Below are 20,016 nucleotides of genomic sequence, written 5' to 3'. Positions count from 1 at the left end.
GTACGGACCGACGTGAACATGAAGCCTTACCGGGAGGCGCTCGCCCTACCCGGCCTGCGGTCACTGCTGCTCGTGGCGGTGCTGGCGCGGGTTCCGCTGACCGCGACCGGCGTCACGCTGACGTTCTACGTCGTGCAGGACCTCGGACGCGGCTACGGCGCGGCCGGGCTGGTCGGTGCCGCGATCACCGTCGGCGCGGCGGTCGGCGGTCCACTGCTCGGCCGTCTGGTGGACCGCCGCGGCCTGCGTCCCGTGCTGGTTCTCACCGCCGTGGCCGAGGCCGTCTTCTGGTCCGCCGCACCGATGCTGTCGTACTCCCTGCTGCTGCCGGCCGCGTTCCTGGCCGGCCTGCTGGCGCTGCCGATCTTCTCGGTGATCCGGCAGTCCATCGCCGCCCTGGTGCCGCCGCCGCAACGTCGTCCGGCGTACGCGCTGGACTCCATGTCGGTCGAGCTGTCGTTCATGATCGGCCCTGCCCTGGCCACGGTGGGTGTCACCACCATCTCCGCCCGCCTCACCCTCTACCTGGTCGGTGCCGGCATCGTCGCCGCCGGTGTGGTGCTGTGGCTGCTCGACCCGCCGGTACGCAGCGCGTCCGAGGCCGCGACCGGGCCGCAGCCGCGGATCGCCCGGCGGCAGTGGCTCACCTCGCGGCTGGTTGCCGTGTTCGCGGTCAGCGCGGCGGCCACCCTGGTTCTCGGCGGCACCGACGTGGCGGTCATCGCGGTGCTTCGGGAGAACGGCGACGTCGGTTTCACCGGCGCGGTGCTCTCCGTCTGGGCGGTGGCGTCGCTGGTGGGCGGGTTCGCCTACGGCGCGATCCGCCGCTCGTTCTCCCCGGTGGCGCTGATGGGCGTGTTGAGCCTGTGCACCATCCCCGTCGGCCTGGGCGGCTCACACTGGTGGCTGCTCTGCCTGGCGTTGATCCCGGCGGGCGCGCTCTGCGCGCCGACCATCGCGGCCACCTCCGACACCGTCAGCCGCCTCGCCCCGGCCGAGGTCCGCGGCGAGGCGATGGGCCTGCACGGCTCGGCGGTCACCGTCGGCATCGCGGTGGGCGCTCCGCTGGCCGGCGCGGTCATCGACGCCTCGGCACCGCTGTGGGGTTTCGCGGTCACCGGAGCGATCGGTGCCCTGGTGGCGCTGGCGGTGTTGCCGATCGAGCTACGCCACCGCCGCGCCGACCTCGCCGCAACCGCCCGCAGCAACGCCGACGACAGCGCCAACGGGGACGCCGCCGCAGAGAGCACAACGACTCTCACCCCCACCCGACCTTGACCGACGGCCCGTCGCCCTCCCCCGTTCTCCGACCAGAACCAGCCCCCGCCGCCCCAGCCCTAGCTCCGGCTCCGACTCCGACTCCGGCTCCGGCTCCGGCTCAGCCTCGCCATCACGTTCAGTAACTTTTCGCCGGAGCACCAACCTTCCTCCTTGCCTCCTTTGCTCTGCTTCAACCCACGCAACGGTCACGCTGCGCACCGAACCCAGGCATCATGCTTCGAGGACACCGCAGCAAGACCACAGCTCAGAGGTCATTGCGTCCGTTGAAGCAGAGCAAAGGACGCACACAGGCAACTAGACGGTGGGGCCGGCACGCTCACGCATAGTGATTAACCGAATCGGGCAAAGTTGACACGGAGGGTAGCCGACACGGGGCATAGAACCGCGCAAGAAAGCGGCCCGGGCCGCGTGAGCAGACAGGACCGGGCGGGATCGGCTCGGCGCGGGTCGGGCGGGTCGGCGCGGGTCGGCGCGGGTCGGCGCGGGCCGGGCGGGTCGGCGCGGGCCGGGCGGGTCGGCGCGGGCCGCGCGGGTCGGCGCGGGCCGCGCGGGTGGCCGGACAGCCGGCGGCGACGGAGTCCGCAGCGGGAAACGGGACGGGCGCCATCCCCGTCAGGGGGTGGCGCCCGTCCCGTTTCGCGTCGTGGTCAGCCGCGGTCGAGGTTGCCGGAGGTGTCCTCGGTGTAGGTGGCGCCACCGTCGGACTCACTGGTCAGCGGCTTGGAGCCGCCCTCGGGCGGACCGGCCAGGGTCTGTCCGGCGGCCAGCTCGGGGAACTTGTGGTCGAAGGCCGGCCGCTCGGAGCGGATACGCGGCATCCGGTCGAAGTTACGCAGCGGCGGCGGCGAGCTGGTCGCCCACTCCAGGGAGTTGCCGTGGCCCCACGGGTCGTCGACCTCGACCACCGGGCCGGCCTTGTAGGACTTCCAGCAGTTGTAGAGGAACGGCAGCGTCGAGATGCCGGTGATGAACGCGCCGATCGTGGAGATCATGTTCAGCGTGGTGAAGCCGTCACCGGGCAGGTAGTCGGCGTACCGCCGGGGCATGCCCTCGTTGCCCAACCAGTGCTGGATGAGGAACGTGGTGTGGAAGCCGATCATGGTCAGCCAGAAGTGGACCTTGGCGAGCCGTTCGTCGAGCATCCGGCCGAACATCTTCGGGAACCAGAAGTAGATCCCGGCGAAGACCGCGAAGACGATCGTGCCGAAGAGCACGTAGTGGAAGTGCGCCACCACGAAGTACGAGTCGTGCAGGTGGAAGTCCAGCGGCGGGGCGGCCAGCAGCACGCCGGTCAGGCCACCGAAGAGGAAGGTGACCAGGAAGCCGATGGAGAACAGCATCGGTGACTCGAAGCTGATCTGCCCCCGCCACATGGTGCCGATCCAGTTGAAGAACTTCATGCCGGTGGGCACCGCGATGAGGTAGCTCAGGAAGCTGAAGAACGGCAGCAGTACCTGGCCGGTGGCGAACATATGGTGCGCCCACACGCTCATCGACAGGCCGGCGATGGCGATGGTGGCGGCGACCAGGCCCTTGTAGCCGAAGATCGGCTTGCGGGAGAAGACCGGGATGATCTCGCTGATGATGCCGAAGAACGGCAGCGCGATGATGTAGACCTCGGGGTGACCGAAGAACCAGAACAGGTGCTGCCACAGCATCGGCCCGCCGGTCTCGGGGCTGTACACGTGGGCACCGAGCAGCCGGTCGGCGGCAAGGGCGAACAGGGCGGCGGCCAGCAGCGGGAAGACCAGGATCACCAGGAGGCTCGTGACCAGCATGTTCCAGGTGAAGATCGGCATCCGGAACATGGTCATGCCCGGGGCGCGGAGGGTCAGGATCGTGGTGATCAGGTTGACCGCGCCGAGGATGGTGCCCAGACCGGAGATGGCCAGACCGACGACCCACATGTTGGCGCCGACGCCCGGGGCGTGCTCGGTGGTGCTCAACGGGGTGTACGCGGTCCAGCCGAAGTCGGCGGCGCCGCCCGGGGTCAGGAAGCCGGCGGTGGCCATGGTGCCGCCGAACAGGTACAGCCAGTAGGCGAAGCTGTTCAGACGCGGGAAGGAGACGTCGGGAGCACCGATCTGGATGGGCACGACGTAGTTGCCGAACGCGAACACGATGGGCGTCGCGAAGAACAGCAGCATGATCGTGCCGTGCATCGTGAACAGCTGGTTGTACTGCTCGGGCGACAGGAACTGCAGCCCGGGCCGGGCCAGCTCGGCCCGCATGATCAGGGCCATCAGACCACCGATCATGAAGAACACGAACGCGGTGACCATGTACATGATCCCGATTTGCTTCGCGTCCGTGGTCCGCAGCAGCCGCGCGATGGCCGACCCCTTGACCGGCTCCCGGACCGGCCAGGGCCGGGTCACGACCGGCTTGGGTGCGACGGTGGTCACGAGTGGCCTCCGGTTCTGGGTTGTCCCGCTCGGCACGCGCTGTCTCGGCGGGCCGTCATCCGCAAGGAGGATAGTCCCCGGCAGGTGACAGCGCCGCGTGGGGTCGCCGCAGGTGGATCACAGGGGGCCGAGGAGCAGCCGGTAGTGCTCCCCGAAGATGCGGTCGCCGCGTCCGCGCAGCAGCGGATCGCGCAGCGCTGGCGGCACGTCGCGGGTGCGGTTGCGGTCCCGGGTCCGGTCCTGCACCCAGCGGGTACGCGGGCGGCGGCGACTCTCGTACGCGGTCAGCGCCGCCTCGACGCTGCCCGCCGCGTGCAGCGACTCGGCCAGCACCACCGCGTCCTCCAGGGCCATCGCCGCCCCCTGCGACAGGGTCGGCGCGGTGGCGTGGGCGGCGTCGCCGACCAGCAGCACCCGACCTCGGTACCAGCGCCCGAGCTCGACCTCGTCGGTGATCGTGGCGTGCACGCCGTCGAGCGCGTCGAGCACCTCCGGCACCGGCCCGCCGTAGTCACCGAACAGCTCGCGGAGCCGGGCCAACGGGTCGACCGGCAGATCCGTGCCGGCCTCGTCGGCGTAACAGTGCAGCCGGCCGGCGCCGATCGGGACCATGAGGAAGCCGCAGCGCTGCCCGAGCAGGGCGGTCCACTCGTCGACGGCCGGCCCGTCGCGTACGACGCCGCGGTAGACCACCTGGCCGGCGGGGCGGGGCGGACCACCGAGCGCGGCCAACGCCCGGATCGAGGAACGCGGCCCGTCGGCACCGATCACCAGGTCGTACTCGGTCCGGGCACCGTCGACGAAGGTGACCCCGACGGTGGTCGGCAGCAGCTCGATGGCGCGCACCTCGGCACCGTGCCGTACCGCGCCACCGGCGCCGCTGAGCAGCACCCGGTGCAGGTCGGAGCGGGCCATCGCACGGCACTCGCCGACGCCGGCCCAGAGCGCGTCGAGATCGACCTCGCACAGCGGCGCGCCGGCCGAGTCGAGGAACCGTTGCCGGTGGATGACCTGCCCGTACGGGCGGACCGGGCCGTCGAGGTCGAGCCGGCGCAACGCGCGGGCCGCGTTGCCGGGGAGGTAGAGGCCGGCGTCGGTGAGATCACCCGGCGGCGCCTTGTCGGTCAGGTCCGGCCGGAAGCCCGCCAGGCGCAGCGCACGGGCCACGGCCAGCCCGGCGATGCCCGCGCCGACGACGAGGATGCGCAGGGGGGAGCCACGCATGGGGGTGTACGCCTCCGGAGGGGGTTCGGCACGCGTTGAAGGCAAGAGACTACTCGGTGCAATCGGCACACACCAGAGGCAACCGGCCCAGCCCCGACACCCCTTGGCAGCACCGCATCCACCCGTCGGTGCCGGCCCTCGACCGGCCGGCGCCCTCCGGTCGCCCGATGGGGGCGTGAGTGACACACGTCATATTTGGTGCCATTCACCCTCGCCAGTTGCGCCCTTTGTTTCAAGGATGTAAATGTGACGATGAGCATGGGAGCGCTCCCGGAACCCCCTCGGAGCGCGCTCCGACCGCTCCGTCCGCATCCGTCCCGGCGTCCGCGTGGCGCCGCAGCGCAAGGAGCATCATGAGACGTACCCTGCGGGCCATCATGGCCGTCGGGCTGGTAGCCGCCAGCTCGGTCGCCGCCGTGGCCCTCGGCGGCTCCGCCTCCGCCGACACCCAGATCTGCGAGCAGTACGGCTCCACCGTGATCCAGAACCGGTACGTGGTGCAGAACAACCGCTGGGGCACCACCGCCCAGCAGTGCATCAACGTCACCAACAACGGGTTCGAGATCACCACCCAGAACGGCAGCAGCCCGACCAACGGCGCCCCCACGGCGTACCCGTCGATCTTCCTCGGCTGCCACTACACCAACTGCTCCCCCGGCACCAACCTGCCGATCCAGGTCAGCCAGATCAGCAGCGCGACCACCAGCATCAACTACCGGTACGTCAGCAGCGGCACGTACAACGCCTCGTACGACATCTGGCTCGACCCGTCACCCAAGCGGGACGGGGTGAACCAGATGGAGATCATGATCTGGTTCCACCGCCAGGGCCCGATCCAGCCGATCGGTTCCTCGGTCGGCACCGCCACCATCGACGGACGCACCTGGGACGTCTGGCGGGGCAGCAACGGCTCCAACAACGTCGTGTCGTACCTCGCACCGTCGTCGATCAGCAGCGCCAACCTCAACCTGCTGGCCTTCATCAACGACGTGCGCAACCGGGGCGGAATCACCAACTCCTGGTACCTGACCAGCATCCAGGCCGGCTTCGAGCCCTGGCAGGGCGGTGTGGGCCTGGCCGTGACCAACTTCTCGGCCGCGGTCAACGGCGGCGGTAACAACCCGCCGCCCAGCAGCCCGCCGCCCACCACTCCCCCGCCCTCGGGTGGCGCCTCCTGCGCGGTGAAGTACACCGCCAACTCGTGGAACAACGGCTTCACCGCCGACGTGCAGATCACCAACAACGGGTCGAGCACGATCAACGGCTGGACGCTTACCTACTCGCTGCCGTCCGGGCAGCAGGTGACCAACGCCTGGAACGCCACGGTGAGCCAGAGCGGCTCCACGGTGACCGCCCGCAACGTCAGCCACAACGGCACGATCGCCCCACGCGGCACGGCCAGCTTCGGCTACCAGGGCACGCTGAGCGGGTCGTACTCCAACCCGACCAGCTTCTCCCTCAACGGCACCGCCTGCTCCCGCTCCTGACCAGCGTGTGACGGGGGTGCGGCGTTGGCCGCACCCCCGTCACAGGTCGCCGTACGTTGCGGCCGAACCCGCGCAGCCCCGAACCCTACGTGCATCACTCAGCCGAGAAGTCGCGACTGCAACCGCAGGGCACTTGCCGGGTTCGGTCCAGAATCACAATCTCTCCATCCGAAACACCGATCCTCCGCGGAGCCTGACCGGGCCCCTCAGGTGTCCACTCGATCGAATTGTCGAACGCGCCCTGACCATTCCTCGGCTCAGGACTATTTACTCCCCGCGAAGAATTCCTTGCCGTGGGGCCATGCTTCCCACCAGCTTGATAAATGCCCTCACCGCAGTTGTGTACAAGGACCGGGGTTTCGCCGGCGAGCACATAGTACGTGTGGGATTTTCAGCCCGTCACGCAGTGTGAATTACGTTTTCACGACGTTTCACCTGGCCTTTCGCGCGAGGCACCAACCTGCCGCATCGATATCTATCGGTGTTGACGGCTACGGTGACGTTCCGCTACCTCGAGGTTAAGCCATCGACGCATTTGCATTGTCTGATGCTTCTTGACGGCAACCGTGACGGCAACGCGGGCTGACCACCACGGACCTGCACGGACTACTGCCACGCTCCGCATTCACCTCAGTCACGGACACGGCCAGAGGCAGCGCATTCGAAAACGGGTAGCCACCGGTCGCAAGAACGGCTACGGGAACGAATGAAGCTGAGCGCGGTGGCGCTCAGAGATGGCCGACTCTCGCAATCCGATCCCCTCACGCTCCTTAGCTTCTATTAGTTTCGACCGAAGCGCAGCATAGTCCGTTTCGGGCTTGATATCGACGGCGTAATAGGTCTCACCATTTGCCGTCTCCCACGATGCACCAAAACCAGACAGGAGTCGCTCCAGGTCAGCGCGATGCTCGGGTGATTTGACGAGAATCTGCACTGTCGAGTGCCCCGATTCCGACAAGAGCCTTTCAAATACAATCTCCCGCCGGTCGTTGTCAGGGCGGACGAGGACAACGTCTCCGTATGCAACTCCTCGACAGTAGAAGGGCACATTGCGCAGAGCCAGGTTCAGCTTGACCTGCGTCTTCGCGGCCCACAGTCGCTCGCAGCTGACGGGCGGCCACGTTGGACTCTCCTCTGGAAGGTCGAAGACTACTTGGAACAAGCGCTCGCTGGAAGCAGGGTTATCGGTCATTAGTCGTCCAAAAGGTCACGGAGTTCGCCGTCCCATACTTCCAAGGGCTTAGTACTCTTGTCCCGATTGCAGCGTCGGCAGGAAACGGCACCATTATGCGCACCTCCGTGTCCACCAGTCGCACGCGGTTCAACATGGTCAATCTGCGCATCATCCGGCCTGCCCGGTACCCCACTCTGCGATGGCCGACGGACCACATCGCGTCCGCAGTACTCGCACTTGAGGACGCCGCCGTTGGCTTCGAGGTTCGCCTCGTAGACCTTCGCGCGTTCAGCGTCAGTGAAGTCCAATCCCGCCCGGTTGCAGTTGTGTACGAGGACCGGCGTGTTGCCGGCTACCACATAGTACGTGTGGATGTCGTCGACGGTGAGGTTGTAGACGGTGGCTTGCTCGCCGTACGCGACGATGTCGATGACTCGGACGCGACTGCCGTCCGGCGTCCGCACCACCTGCCCGGCGCGCAGGTCCACGGCACCGATCCACTTGCGCTGGCTGTCTTCCCAGAAGGGGTGGTTGTCGGTGGCGATGACCGTGGCGGTGGCGTCGCCGGATGCTCCGTCGATGTCCAGCACCACCCGCACGAGGATCTTGTCGCCGGATCCCTTGATCTCCGCAGTCACGGTGCGCGGGCCGGATTCGCCGGTCTCCGGATCAGTGGCGATCACCTCGTCACCAACCCGGACATCCTCGATGGGCTTGGTCGTGCCATCGGCCATCAGCACCAAGGTGCCGGGTAGGAAACTGTTGAAACAGTCCTTCGCGTAGCGGCCGTACTTCCCGGCCCGGCCGGCGGGAAGAAGTCCGACGACCTCGAGCGTGGCTCCGAGGTAGTCGCCGTTCTTGTACGCGTCGTGTGCCAGCAAGAGGGATGACGGCACCCCGAGGACCGGCACGTTGCTCATGATCTCGTGGTACGTCTTGCCCTTCTCGTACTGGTATGCCTCCTCGGCAGCGCAGTCGTCGTAGTAGGCGCAGACGTACGTCGCGAAGGCCCTGGCGATGTCCTCGTTCGAGCGCGAGTTGATGTGACAGCCACCTGGCATGGATCCGTAGCCGCAGTAGTAGCTCGTCACGTAGAAGGCGAACGGCGGGGGGTCGGGCCGCACCAGGCCAGTGTCGGGGTCAAGCTTCTGCCGGACCCGGCCCTGCTGCTCCTGGCGCTGCTTCCTCTTTTCCTTCGCCTCCTTCGCCCCTTCCTTGGGCGTCGGGTACCGCTTGCCACCACCGTCAGGATCCTCGAAGACGTACAGGCCGCTCGGGTCGCTGAGGCTCACCGGGCTGTTGTGTGCGTACGCGTAGCCGTTCCAGCTCTGCGGCGACGTCAGGTTCATCAGCGGGTCGACCGAGACGAACCGGCCCAAGGCCGCGTCGTAATGGCGCGCGCCGATGAGGACCATGCCGCTGGGGTTGTTGTCGCCGCCGACGAAACCCTTCCCGTTCATCCACGGAACGCCGCTCGTCCCCCGCGGTCCGCCGTACGGCAACTGCCGTCGCGTCGTCACCGTCTGGGAGGCAGCATCGATCGCGGTGTGCTGGGTGCCTTGGTGATCGACGTAGAGCCAGGTCAGCCCGCTCGGCGTTCGCATCGCGCAGACCTGGCCGGCGAAGCTGTAGTAGCGCGTGCCGGTGACGGCCGAGTTGTTGTCCCGCCGAATCTCCTGCCCTGGCAGGTAGAGGGTGGTGCCGGTGGCATCCCGCCGCACCCAACGGTCGCCGTCGGCGTGGTAGACGTTGGTTTCCACCGTGCTACCCGCTGCGGCCACCGAGGCGAGACGCCCCTCAGCGTCCCAGTCCAGCCGCTGGGAGCCGCTGCCGGTCGGGCAGGTGTTGGTGGTCGCACCGGCCGGTCGGCAGATCATGTTGCCGGCGGCGTCGTACGCGTAGTTGTTGACCACCGGGGGCTGCCCCGCAACCGTCGTGGTCACCTTGGTGACCGCGTGTGGGCGTACCACTCCGGGGCCGCCGGTCGGCAACCCGTACTCCCGGGTGGTCACCTGACCGGAGGCGGTGGTGGAGATCTCCTTCGTCCGGTTCCCGACGTTGTCGATCTCCCACTGCAGCCAGTAGGGCGCCGGACCACCGAGATTCGCCGCGCTCGGGTCGGTGTCGCAGCCAACGCCGGTCTTGGGCGTCCAGGCGGTCGCGAGCCGTTGCAGCCGGTCAGGCCGGAAACACTGCTGGTCGCCCTGGCCGACCTGCGGGGTGTCCTTGATGGCGGTGATGCCACCGGCATCGTTGTAGGAGAAGTGCCGGTCCGAGACGGTGCCGGCCGCCGTCTCCGGCCGGATCGACGTGTGGGTGACCTGGCGGGTGTGCGGGTCGTAGTAAGTGCTGTCCTCGACGTAGACCCCGCCCGCGGTCTTGCGCGTCGTGATGGTCGGCTCACCGTAGGCGGTGTACTGCTGACCGGCCACATACATGCCCGCGGCGTTCGTGGTCTTGAGGTCCTTCGGCAGGCCGGTCGTCTCGTCGTACGAGGTGGTCACCGTTTCGGCGAGCAGTCCGCCGCCCGACGGGTAGCTCATGCTCGTGGGACTACCGTCATACGGCGAGTAGCCGTAACCGTATGACCAGGTTCCGGCCAGGGAGGTTCCCTCGATGGCGGGAATGACGTAGTTGACGTTCGTCGGCTGGTAACGCTCATTGAACCCGCCGACCTGCCACCGGTAGATCTGCGTCGACCCAGCAGGTTCGTAGCGGTAACGGAACACCTCGGCGAGCTGCCCCTTGGCCCGCACCGTCGAGCCGGTGTAGAGACTGTCGTAGCGCCATCGGGCCTGCAACTGGCCGGTCTCCGAGCCGTCGCGCAGTTCGGTCTGTCGACCCAGGCTGTCGTACCCGCGCCAGAGCGTGTTGCCCGCCGCATCAGTGGTGGTCACCAACTCGTCGTACGAGTTGTAGCCGCTGGTGCTCCTACCGTTGTCCGGGTCGTTTGCCTCGTACTGACGGCCCTTGACGTCGTACTTGTAGGTCCATTCGTTGCCGTCGGCATCGGCGAACTTCGTCAGTTGGCCCTTGCCGTCGTAGGTGTACCAGGTCGACACGTAGTCGCCGTTCACGCCGACCGCAGTGGTGTGCTTGCGCAGTTCCCTCACTCGACCGAGGGCATCACTGACCGTGGTGGTCGGCGTGTTGCCCTTCGGCGGCGTCACCTTCACCAGGTCGCCCTCGTAGGAGGTGGTGGTTCGCCAGCGCTCGACCAGGTTGTCCTCGCCGTACCCGGAAAGGAAAATCCCGGCGATGGCGCGGTCCGCCCGGTCGTAGACGGTCCGGCCCACCGCCGGTACCGACCATTCCGGCTCCCACCACAGCGTCCCGGAAGGGCTGCCCGGCTCGAGATGGGGCTGATAGGTCGCCGAGACGCGTCCCCACGCGTCGTACAGCGTGTCGGTGACGACCCTTTCTCCACCGACCCCTGGCGTCTGCGTCTGCCGGGGGCGCAGCAGCGAATCCGCGATGTGGTACGAGGTGACGTACCTGCCAGCGGCGTTCAGTACCTTCGTCACCACATATGGATAGGAGTTCCGGTTCGGTGCCAGCTCATAGCTGTACTCCGCCGAAGGGGTGTCCTCACGGCCGACCCGCGACCAACCGAGCTTCCACTCCCGCCAGACGCGACCAAGCGGGTCGTACGCCGTCTCGCTGGTGCCGTTGTTCTGGTCCGTGGTCTTCGTGATAGCGCCCCAGTAGGGTGCGAGTTGGTTGGTCGTCGTCCAGTTGTACGGTGCCGGACCCTTAGTCGTGACCGCGGTGGCCAGTCCACCGGTGGCTGGCGTGTAGGTCGTTTGAGTGGTGTTGCCCCGCACATCTGTGGTGCTGTCGACCCGGCCGAATACGTCGTAGGTGGTCCGGCCCACGGTATGCCAGACGGTGCCGCCTGAGGCGGACCAGTCGCTCAGGGCGTCCGTGCGCGTGGGCTCCCCGCGTTCGGGGAGGGCATCGAGGCTGCTCTTACCGTCGTAGTAGGTGCGGGTGTCGGAGACGATGTGCTCCGGCTGGGTCGGGCTGGTCCCGCACGGCAGTGCCGTGGTGGTGGTCTGCTTGACCAGCAGCAGGAGATTCTTGTCGGTGTTGCGGTTGTAGTGATGGACGGTGCACTTCTCGTCGCCGGTCTCGGCGATGTCGCCGTCGTTCTGCGTACGCTCCAGCGTGCCGTAGGTGTCGGAGAACCAGGACTCGCTGCGGGTCGTGCGCCAGCCGCGAGCCCCGTCGACTCCCAGGGCGGTCGCGGCGTAAGACACCCGCGTCTTGGTGAACCGTGCGGTCACTGACACGTTGTTGACGGTGCGGGTCGCGGTGGCCGGTGACCGCCATGGGACATTGACGGTCTTGGACACCGGCTTCGACTCGACGCCGTTGTACACCACCTCCTCCCGTACCATCCCGGCGAACTGGTCCTCGTCGTACACCGTCTCGGAGCCTAGGGAGGCTGGCACGGTGACGGTACGAGTCCCGCCCGACGGGGCCAGACGATCGCCGTGCAGACCACGAAGGAACTTGGTCGCGGTCAGGGTCTGACCGGCACCGACCTGCCCGACCCGGGTGTTGACCTGCGCCCAACCACGGAACTGGCTCCACGTCTTGCGCTCGGCTTTGACCAGCCCGTCGTCGTCGGCGTACCGCCAGGCAGGAGAGCCGACATAGTCGAAGTAGGTGAACACCGGCGGCGCCTGGTGCCCGGTCGGATCGGTCGGCAGGTCGGATTCGGAGATCGACTTGACTCGGTGTTTGTGCCACCACTCGGTGGTCAACCGCTCACGCTTGGGGTCGTCGGGGTCAAGCACCTTCACCGGGTAGCACCGCATGGCGTTGTTGTGTTCCTCTGCGGGAACGTTCGCCGCGGTGCACTGCTTGTCGTCCCACTCCAGGTCGATCTGGGCACCGGCCTCGGTGATGATGTAATCGATCCGCTGCCAGTTGTTCGCGGTGTTGTTCATGGTGCGAACCCGGTTGGGCAGCGATACCGGAGTGAACGTGACCGCCGGCATGGTCTTGGTACCGCCGACGTGGCCGGCGTGAACGATCTTGTCGAGCCAGAGGCCGGCGTGGTCAGAGCCATCGCCCGGCGGCGGGAAGGAGTGGCTGAAGGTCCAGGAGTCCACCGGCTGCCATGCCGGGGTGCTCTTGGTGGTGTCCCACACCCGTGTTGTGATCTTCGCTAGCCGCTTGGTGGTCCAGAAGGTCGGCGCGTACTTGCCGGCGCAGGTGGAACCAGTGCACTCCTGGTCCCACGGGGTGTCGGGCCAGTTGGTGGCATTGCGCGTACCACACGAGGTGGTGACACAGCGATCCGCCACCTCGAACTGCACCTGGGCTTTTGCTGCGATCGACCGATCGGCGGCGCCTCGGTCCCAGGTGCCGTAGTCGATCCGGGTCAGGTAGCCACCCCGATCGTAGGACCGAGTGTCGGCATCCTCGTTGTTACGGGCGTACTTGTTGGTCTCCTTCGCGTACCAGTACGACACGGTGTTGCCCCGCGCGTCGACGACATAGTCCAGGTTCCATCGCCAGGCCTGGTCGCAGAACGAGGCGAGAAACCCTCCCGACTTGCGACAGGGTTCGGTGCTGTGGTTGCCCACGACCGGCACCGTCCAGGTCGAGTTGGTGCTGGCCGTGTGCCCCGGCGGACTGTGCATTCCGAAGTAGTACTGAGTGCCGTCGGAGGTCGTCACGCGCCAGTACTCACCGGTGTCGTCGGGGTCGCCCCCGTCGCCGTTCTGCGCGCCGATCAGCTTTTCGATCTTCGAGCCGTCGTCGTTGCGGCTGTGCCAGCCCTTCGTCTTGTCGAAAATCAGCTCATCGCCCTGGCCGTTGAGGTTGATGACGGCGTTGTCCGTGCGCCAGCACTGGTCACCGGTACGCAGTGAATTGTTGCCGTCCTTCATGTCCTCGCTACACGAGACGTACTGCCGCTCGATGTAACCCGGCCAGTAGTCGAAGCCCTCGCCCAGCCAGGAGGGCTGGTTGTTGGTGACCTCCGAGCGGCCATCGACGCTCGACGACGAGTAGTCGAGCGACATCGGTGGCGTGGGGCCGGCGATTCCCGGTGGCACCCGCAGGCCGTAAGACCAGGAGAAGCCGCCGGAGTTGCCCCCGGCCGTCCAGGTCGCGGACGGGGAGAGGCTGGTGGCACCGAAATCGCCAGCGGAGCCTGCGGAGCCGGCCGCCAGAGCGACCAGGGTGCCACCCAAGTCCGCCGGTACCGCCCCGTCGTCCGCCAGTCGTCCGTGACGCGCGGACTCTGCGCCGGGCAGGATCTTGACGTCCGCCGACACCCGAGCCGACGTGGCATCGTTGGCCGAGTCGAGCGGTCGGGCCGAACATCCGGACTTCTCCGGCGTGGTCAGCGCGCATTCGGGCAACTGCCAGAGCCGGAGCCGGGATGCCCAGTCGCCGCCGTACGCCCATCGGAATCCCGAGTAGTCCACGGAGACAGCAGCCGTGGCGGCAGTGACGGGGGTGTCCAGCCGGACTACCAGGCCGTCACGCCAGTCGTGCGGCAGGTTGGCGCGGTCCAGCACCGTGACGTCGACCTGGGACAACGACTGGTTCCTCGTGCTGGACGGGTGACCGATGAAGATCGGCGAGTCGCCAGCCCGCCTGAGGTCAGCCGTTCGCGTCTCAGGGGCGGTGAGCACAGCGCGGTTCCGGCCTGGCCTCGGCCAGGTCGGAGTAGGGGCGGGAACCTGCTGCTGCGGCCGGTACGGCCATGCCTTCGGCTGCACCTGCCGGCCATGCTGATCGATCTCGTCCGTGTGTGGAGCCAGTCGCTTCGGCTCCGCAACGGCCTGCCGGGCTGGCAGACCGTTGAGCAGAGTTACCGCCATGACTATGGCGACCATCGCTCGCGAGGTGGTGGTGAGCCTACGCCGCCAGGCCCGCCGCCGTGCTACGGCAGGCGACGACGAAAGTTCCGGATCGGACGAATATGACACGAATGCCTCCAGCGCTCGGCGGGCATGTGGCGTACGAGGTGGGTGAAGGTCGAGAAGGACTGCGGCCCGGAGCCGCGGGCGTCAAGCTGGCCGGAGACGGATCACAATTCCTCACCCTCGACGGCCTCGGCCTCGTAGAGGGATCGCACCTGGGCATCGGTCATCGCGCCCTGGTAGACACTGAGGTCGTCGATGGCGCCGTACAACGGGTTCCATCTGTCATCGAAGTTGCGGCCCACGGCCAGCGACCCGTTCGCCTGCCACGGCTGCCAACCTGCGGCGAGGGTGGTGGTCCGGTGAAGGTCGCCGTCCGCATAGAGCCGCATCTGCCGACGACCGACATCCAGCACCGCAACCAGGTGGTGCCAGCTGTCCGTCGCGTCCGGTGCGGGGGCGTTCGCAAAGTTGGCGCCGCTGCCGTCGTCGGGTGTGGTGGCGCTGTTGAGCACCTTGAACCGCCACACGCCACCGTCGGTGCTGTAGTAGAGGTAGAAACCGCCCGTGATCGCACCGTCCTGCAGCACGATCATCTGAGTCACGTCGGTCCGGTCCAGGTTGACCCAGACCGACACGCTGAACGACTGGTCGGTACGCAACACGGGGGTGTCGACCCAGGCGGTCCGTTCGTTGCCGTCGCCGTCAACGGTGACGCCGTTCTTGTACGCCGTCTTTCCCCATTCCCGAGTGCTCTCCCAGGGCTCCGGGTTCTCCTCCGGGAAGTAGTAGCCGTCGAGGTGCAGGCCGTTGTCGCGGTTGCCGGAACCGATCTCGGCACCCCGTCGCAGCGCCAGCCAACGGTCGAAGCCGGTGCCGTCCATGGCGTCGCAGGTGTCGGGCAGGTCCTGCAGGTAGCACGGCCGCGCGACGCCGAAGTCCCACCGGCCCACCAGGATCGGGGTCAGGAAACCCGGCTCGTCCACCCCGCCTGAGTAGGGATCGTCCTGAAGCGTCCCGGTGAAGTCCTGGTCGAGCAGAACCCGGTTGAAGACCTGAACGTCGGCAATTTCCCCCTTGAAGAACCCCTGGTCAGCACCGGACCAACGGCTACGTCCCACCACCACGTTGTTCGCCGAATAGCCACCGCCTCGGCTGGTCAGCCAGGCACTCGACGGCGTGACGGAGGACGTGAGCACGCCGCCGACGTAGAGCTTGAGCTTCTGATCGACCTCGTCCCACACCCCGGCCACGTGCGTCCACTGCCGCACCGCGGCCGGAGTACTCGACGCGGCGTCGATAAGTGTCCCGGCGTCACGGTCCGCTACCCGCATCCGGAATCTGTTGGCCCAGCAGTCGTACTCGAGGATGAGAGCGCTGGAGCTTGGACCGTCGGCGGAGATCGCCGACAGGTTCGCACATCCACTGTAGGGGTCAGGCTTCAGCCAGGCCGCGACGCTGAACGACCCGGACGTGTCGAGGGCCTGCGCCGATGCCACCGCACGCGACGAGGTGCCGTTGAACGTCGCAGTACGTCCCGCCACCAGGCGACCCGGATCCGACCACGTCACATTGGTGACGGTCAACGGAGTGTCGCCGTTGAGTGCCTTCTGCTTGTCCTCTAGCGCCTGTGCCTGACTCTCACCCGGATAGGTCTCCAGACCCCAGCGTGCGGTGGGAGGCGAGGGACGGCCGACGATGATGTCGTGGCTGCCGGAACCCTCGTTGAGCGTGGTGTCGATCGCCGAGACGAAGAGGGTGTTCTGGCCGTACTTCGGCACGGTCAGGGTGACGGTCGCGCTCTTCGGGCTACCGCTGGCCGCGATGGTGGTGGTCGGACCGGTCCAGCCGTAACGGAACTGGGTGACATCACTGTGCGACGACGTGATCCGGAAGGTGACGGGTTGCCCCGGGCCGGCGGCCGGCGTCACGACCGAGACCGACACTGGCGGTCGCGTGGTGTCGACCTTGAACTGACACCAGGCGCTCCAGTCGCTGGTCCGACTGTAAGGTGTCGGGTCGGTGGTACGGACTCGGTAGGCGTACGTCTTGTCCTTGACGACGCTCACCTGCGTCGTGGTGGCTCGGCCATCGGCCTTGGCAGTGGGACGGTTGGGTGGGGTCCGACGGGTCGGCGAGGTGTCGGTGACTCCACCCATACCGCTGGCCGGGACCTCGATCCATTCGTAGGTGCCGGTGAGCGTCTGGCCTGAGTCCGCGTCCGGGTAGACGGCGGAGAAGGTCGGGGTCAAGGTACCGATGGAGATCGCCCCGGAGGCCAGACAGGCGACACCGGAAACCTGCAAGCCGTTCGGCTTGCCCGGGTACGAGTCATAGTCGACGACCAGCTTCGCCTTGCCTGGGGTGAACTTCTTCCAGCGGTTCTCAGTACCCTCGTCGCTGCCGTCGGAGTCTCGGGCACTGAAACCGAAGGTGATCGAGTTCGCACTGTTGTCCGCAGCGGTCTGCACCTGTGACCTGACCGCGTTCGTGTCGAAGTTCATCACCATGTCCGGCTGCGGGGAGTCGGAGCAACCGCTGCCCTTGTTCGCATGCCCCGATGCCGATGCCAGGTGCGTCTTCAACGTCATGGACGAGTAGGAGGCCTTCATCGTCGCGTTGATCACCGGGGTCAGGTACATGTTCGCGGCGGTGTTACCGCAGGACCATGAGTGGTACAGCGTCATCTGGACATAGGCGTCGTAGATGTACTTCTTCTTCAACGACACCTTGCCGTTGGTGGTGGGAAACTCGAAGTAGGAGCGGAAGCGGACGCCGGAGCAGGGGCCCTCGGGGCTCAGACCCACCCGGGCCACCGAGTAGTCGGTGTTGGTGCAGTTGTTGCTGGTCCCGTACGCCCACTTCGACCGGGTCACGTCCCAGGCGGGATCGACGAAGATCGGGAACGTCGCCTCACCGGAGTCGAGCAACTGCGCGTCTGGCAGCAACCGCAGATGCCCGTCGTGAGTCACCTCGGTCTCCACCCGGGCGGTACGGGCGCCATCGCCCGCCGCGACCGCGTCCGAGCGCGCGATCCAGGCTCTCTGCGCTGCACCCGTCGCGTCCGACGGCGTGGACGAGTCCCACATGACGGCCGGCTGGGCACGCGCGAAGGTGGCCTTGCCGATCGTCGCCTGCAGCGCGCCGTCGGGAAGTTCACTGATCTGCGCGTCACCGCTGCGCCGGAGGGTGATGGCGCGGGCCGCCGGGTTCATCGCGGCACTACGGGACTTGAGGACCACGACGTGCGTGAAGCCGGTCCTGGTCGCCCGGACCACCAGATCCGCGTCGGGGAAGACCTCCGCATACGTCGCCGAGTCACCTGAGACGGTCGGCGTCGGCAGGCGATCGGGCCAGGAGAGGCCCATCGACTGGCCGCTGCGGCGCAGTTCCACCAGCGGCTTGTCACCACCGTTCGAGAAGGCCACATCTGCTACCGACGCCGCCGGACGGAGCAGACCGTCGACACCGAGCCGAAGAGTCAGGTCCACGTCGACCCACGAGCCGTCGGCGCGGCGCGTCCGTTGCGGCTCCACCGCCGACTCGAACCGCAGGCGACCATCAGGCTGTGCCACAACCTGCGCGTACTCGCTGAGCGTGGACTCGACCACGACCGGTTGATCGCACGAGACCGCCGCCGCGATCGCCTTCTGTTCGGAGCTCTCAGTCCCGTCGCACGACGGCGCGGCGGCCGGTGCGGGCGTGGCGCTGGTGGTCAGCACCAACAGCGTGGACGCTGCCACCGCCGCCGCCAAGACCGCCGCGAGCCCGGCCCGAAGTTGACCCGGACCCGGGGCTGGCGATGACGATGGGCCCACTGCCGAGAACGACGCATCGGCACCCGGAGAGGCGACTTTGGGCAGGCGCCATCGGTCGATGAGCATGCAATTCCCCCGTGGTCAATATAGAAGATCAGCGACAACATATGAGGGCCCCTCATGCTCGTCAACCAATCGTTCAGGGGGTTGCGTACTACCGCTGATTGCTCTACGAAACACGGCTGTCGTCGGTGAGTGACAGCCATGGTCGGCCCCGCCGTCCGGGCTCCCGGCGGGTTGCTCTGGCCGCCCCTAGCTCGGAGACTGGAGCCTCGACGACGGGGGGTCGGATGCTGAGCGCGGACGTACGGCTGGAAGGTGACGGCGTCGTTCTGCGGCCCTGGTCCGAATCCGACGTGCCGCAGCTGGTGGCGATCTTCGACCACGCCGAGATGGCGTACCGCCTGCCGGTGACCGCACCGTTCGACCTGGCCGCCGCCGAGGCGTACCTGGCCACCGCCTGGAGGGCCCAGCAGACCGGTCACCGGATCTGTCTCGCCGTGACCGGCGGCGACGACCTGGCTCGGGGCGAGGTGATGCTCAACGTGGCCGCCGGCACCATCGGCTACGCGATCGGGCCCGCCTACCGCGGTCAAGGACTGGCCGTCCGCGCCCTACGGCTGATGACCGGGTACGCCCACACGGTGGTCGGCCTGTCCACGGTCTACCTGGAGATCGAGCCGGACAACGTCGGCAGCGTGGCCGTGGCCCGGTCGGGCGGCTTCCGGCCGACTGGCGACGAGCCAGTGTTCGTCGAGGACAAGGGCCGCCGCTATGCCCTGCGCCGCTGGGCGCACACCGACCCGGCACCGCCGGCCGCCGGCTGACGAGGGCCCATGGCCCAACCGACCTGCGGCGACTCGGGTCCTCCCCGACGTCGGGAGCGGCCGAATCGCCGCAAGTCGCGGCCGGTGCCGGCTCAGGAGCCGCCGAGGGCGTCGATGTCGCGGATCTCCTCGGCGGTCAGCGAGAATCCGAAGATGTCCGCGTTGGCCCGGATCCGCTCCGGCGTCACCGACTTGGGGATCGCCACGATCTCGTGGTCGAGGTGCCAACGCAGCACCACCTGGGCGGGCGAGACGTTGTGCGCACCGGCGATCCGGGTCAGCACCGGGTCCGACAGGTCACTGGTCTTGAACGGGCTGTAGCCCTCCAGCACCACCCCGCGGTCCCGGTGCTCGGCGTGCCGCTTCCGGTCGTAGAGCCGGGGGCTCCACTTGATCTGGTTGACCGCCGGATTCTCCTCGGTCGCCTGGATCAGCTCGTCGATCTGGGCGGTACTGAAGTTGCTGACCCCGACCGCGCGAGCCAGGTTCGCGTCCCGGGCGGCGAGCATCTCCCGCCAGACCGGGATCAGGTCACCCGGATCACGCGGCGGCCAGTGCACCAGCCACAGGTCGACGTAATCGACGCCGAGCGCGCGCAGGCTCTCCTCGATCGTCTCCCGCTCCCGCCCGACCCGCTCGGGTGGGAGCTTGGTGGTGATGAAGACGTCCTCCCGGCGCAGCCCACTCTCGCGGATCGCCCGGCCGACCTCCTCCTCGTTGCCGTACATGGTGGCGGTGTCGATGTGCCGGTAGCCGGCGTCGAGCGCGGCGAGCACGGCCTTGTAGCCCTCTTCGCCGGTCGCCTGCCAGGTGCCGAAACCGAGCAGGGGAATTCGGACGTCACCGGGGAGAACTGCGGTGGGGTGGTCAGCGTGGTTCATACCGACCGTTCTACCCCCGATGGCCGTCGACA

The 20,016-nt window shown here is 67.6% G+C and carries 9 protein-coding genes; 3 read left to right on the top strand and 6 right to left on the bottom strand.

All coding sequences use genetic code 11. The features are described from left to right. Positions 1-18: 18 nt before the first annotated feature. The gene (locus SM447_RS00690) at positions 19-1,278 is read left to right on the top strand and encodes an MFS transporter (protein ID WP_474571218.1); all 1,260 of its coding nucleotides are present in this window, start codon (positions 19-21) and stop codon (positions 1,276-1,278) included. 650 nt (positions 1,279-1,928) lie between these two features. Here the strand turns inward: SM447_RS00690 and ctaD are convergent. Both ctaD and SM447_RS00680 read right to left on the bottom strand, forming a co-directional pair. Beyond that, positions 1,929-3,686, bottom strand: coding sequence for an aa3-type cytochrome oxidase subunit I (gene ctaD, locus SM447_RS00685; RefSeq protein WP_474570748.1), 1,758 nt, complete (start codon positions 3,684-3,686; stop codon positions 1,929-1,931). Between the two features lie 117 nt (positions 3,687-3,803). Continuing rightward, positions 3,804-4,910, bottom strand: a complete 1,107-nt coding sequence (locus SM447_RS00680; RefSeq protein ID WP_474570747.1) for an FAD-dependent monooxygenase — start codon at positions 4,908-4,910, stop codon at positions 3,804-3,806. A gap of 353 nt (positions 4,911-5,263) precedes the next feature. Between SM447_RS00680 and SM447_RS00675 the strand changes: the two genes are divergently transcribed. Further along, positions 5,264-6,397 carry a glycoside hydrolase family 12 protein gene (locus tag SM447_RS00675; RefSeq protein ID WP_474570746.1) on the top strand — a complete coding sequence of 378 codons (1,134 nt, stop codon included), beginning with the start codon at positions 5,264-5,266 and terminating at the stop codon, positions 6,395-6,397. Between the two features lie 694 nt (positions 6,398-7,091). On the opposite strand, the gene SM447_RS00670 is transcribed toward SM447_RS00675, so the two are convergent. From SM447_RS00670 to SM447_RS00660, 3 genes are all read right to left on the bottom strand, one after another. After that, entirely contained in the window at positions 7,092-7,589 is a 498-nt protein-coding gene (locus SM447_RS00670) for a DUF4265 domain-containing protein (RefSeq protein WP_474570745.1), read from the bottom strand. Beyond that, positions 7,589-14,131, bottom strand: coding sequence for a polymorphic toxin-type HINT domain-containing protein (locus SM447_RS00665; protein ID WP_474570744.1), 6,543 nt, complete (start codon positions 14,129-14,131; stop codon positions 7,589-7,591). Before SM447_RS00665 ends, SM447_RS00670 begins: the two co-directional genes overlap by 1 nt. Positions 14,132-14,625: 494 nt before the next feature. Then, positions 14,626-18,201: a LamG domain-containing protein gene (locus SM447_RS00660; protein WP_474570743.1), complete on the bottom strand. Its 3,576-nt coding sequence runs from the start codon at positions 18,199-18,201 to the stop codon at positions 14,626-14,628. A 365-nt stretch (positions 18,202-18,566) separates the two neighbouring features. On the opposite strand from SM447_RS00660, the gene SM447_RS00655 reads away from it, so the two are divergent. Next, positions 18,567-19,103 carry a GNAT family N-acetyltransferase gene (locus SM447_RS00655; RefSeq protein WP_474570742.1) on the top strand — a complete coding sequence of 179 codons (537 nt, stop codon included), beginning with the start codon at positions 18,567-18,569 and terminating at the stop codon, positions 19,101-19,103. A gap of 92 nt (positions 19,104-19,195) precedes the next feature. On the opposite strand, the gene SM447_RS00650 is transcribed toward SM447_RS00655, so the two are convergent. After that, positions 19,196-19,984 (bottom strand): aldo/keto reductase, encoded by a 789-nt coding sequence (locus SM447_RS00650; RefSeq protein WP_474570741.1) that lies wholly within the window; start codon positions 19,982-19,984, stop codon positions 19,196-19,198. Between the last annotated feature and the right edge of the window lie 32 nt (positions 19,985-20,016).

It is taken from the genome of Micromonospora aridisoli (genome assembly GCF_056150025.1).
Note: the sequence above shows the minus strand (reverse complement) of the source record. Positions and strands in the feature narration are given on the sequence as shown.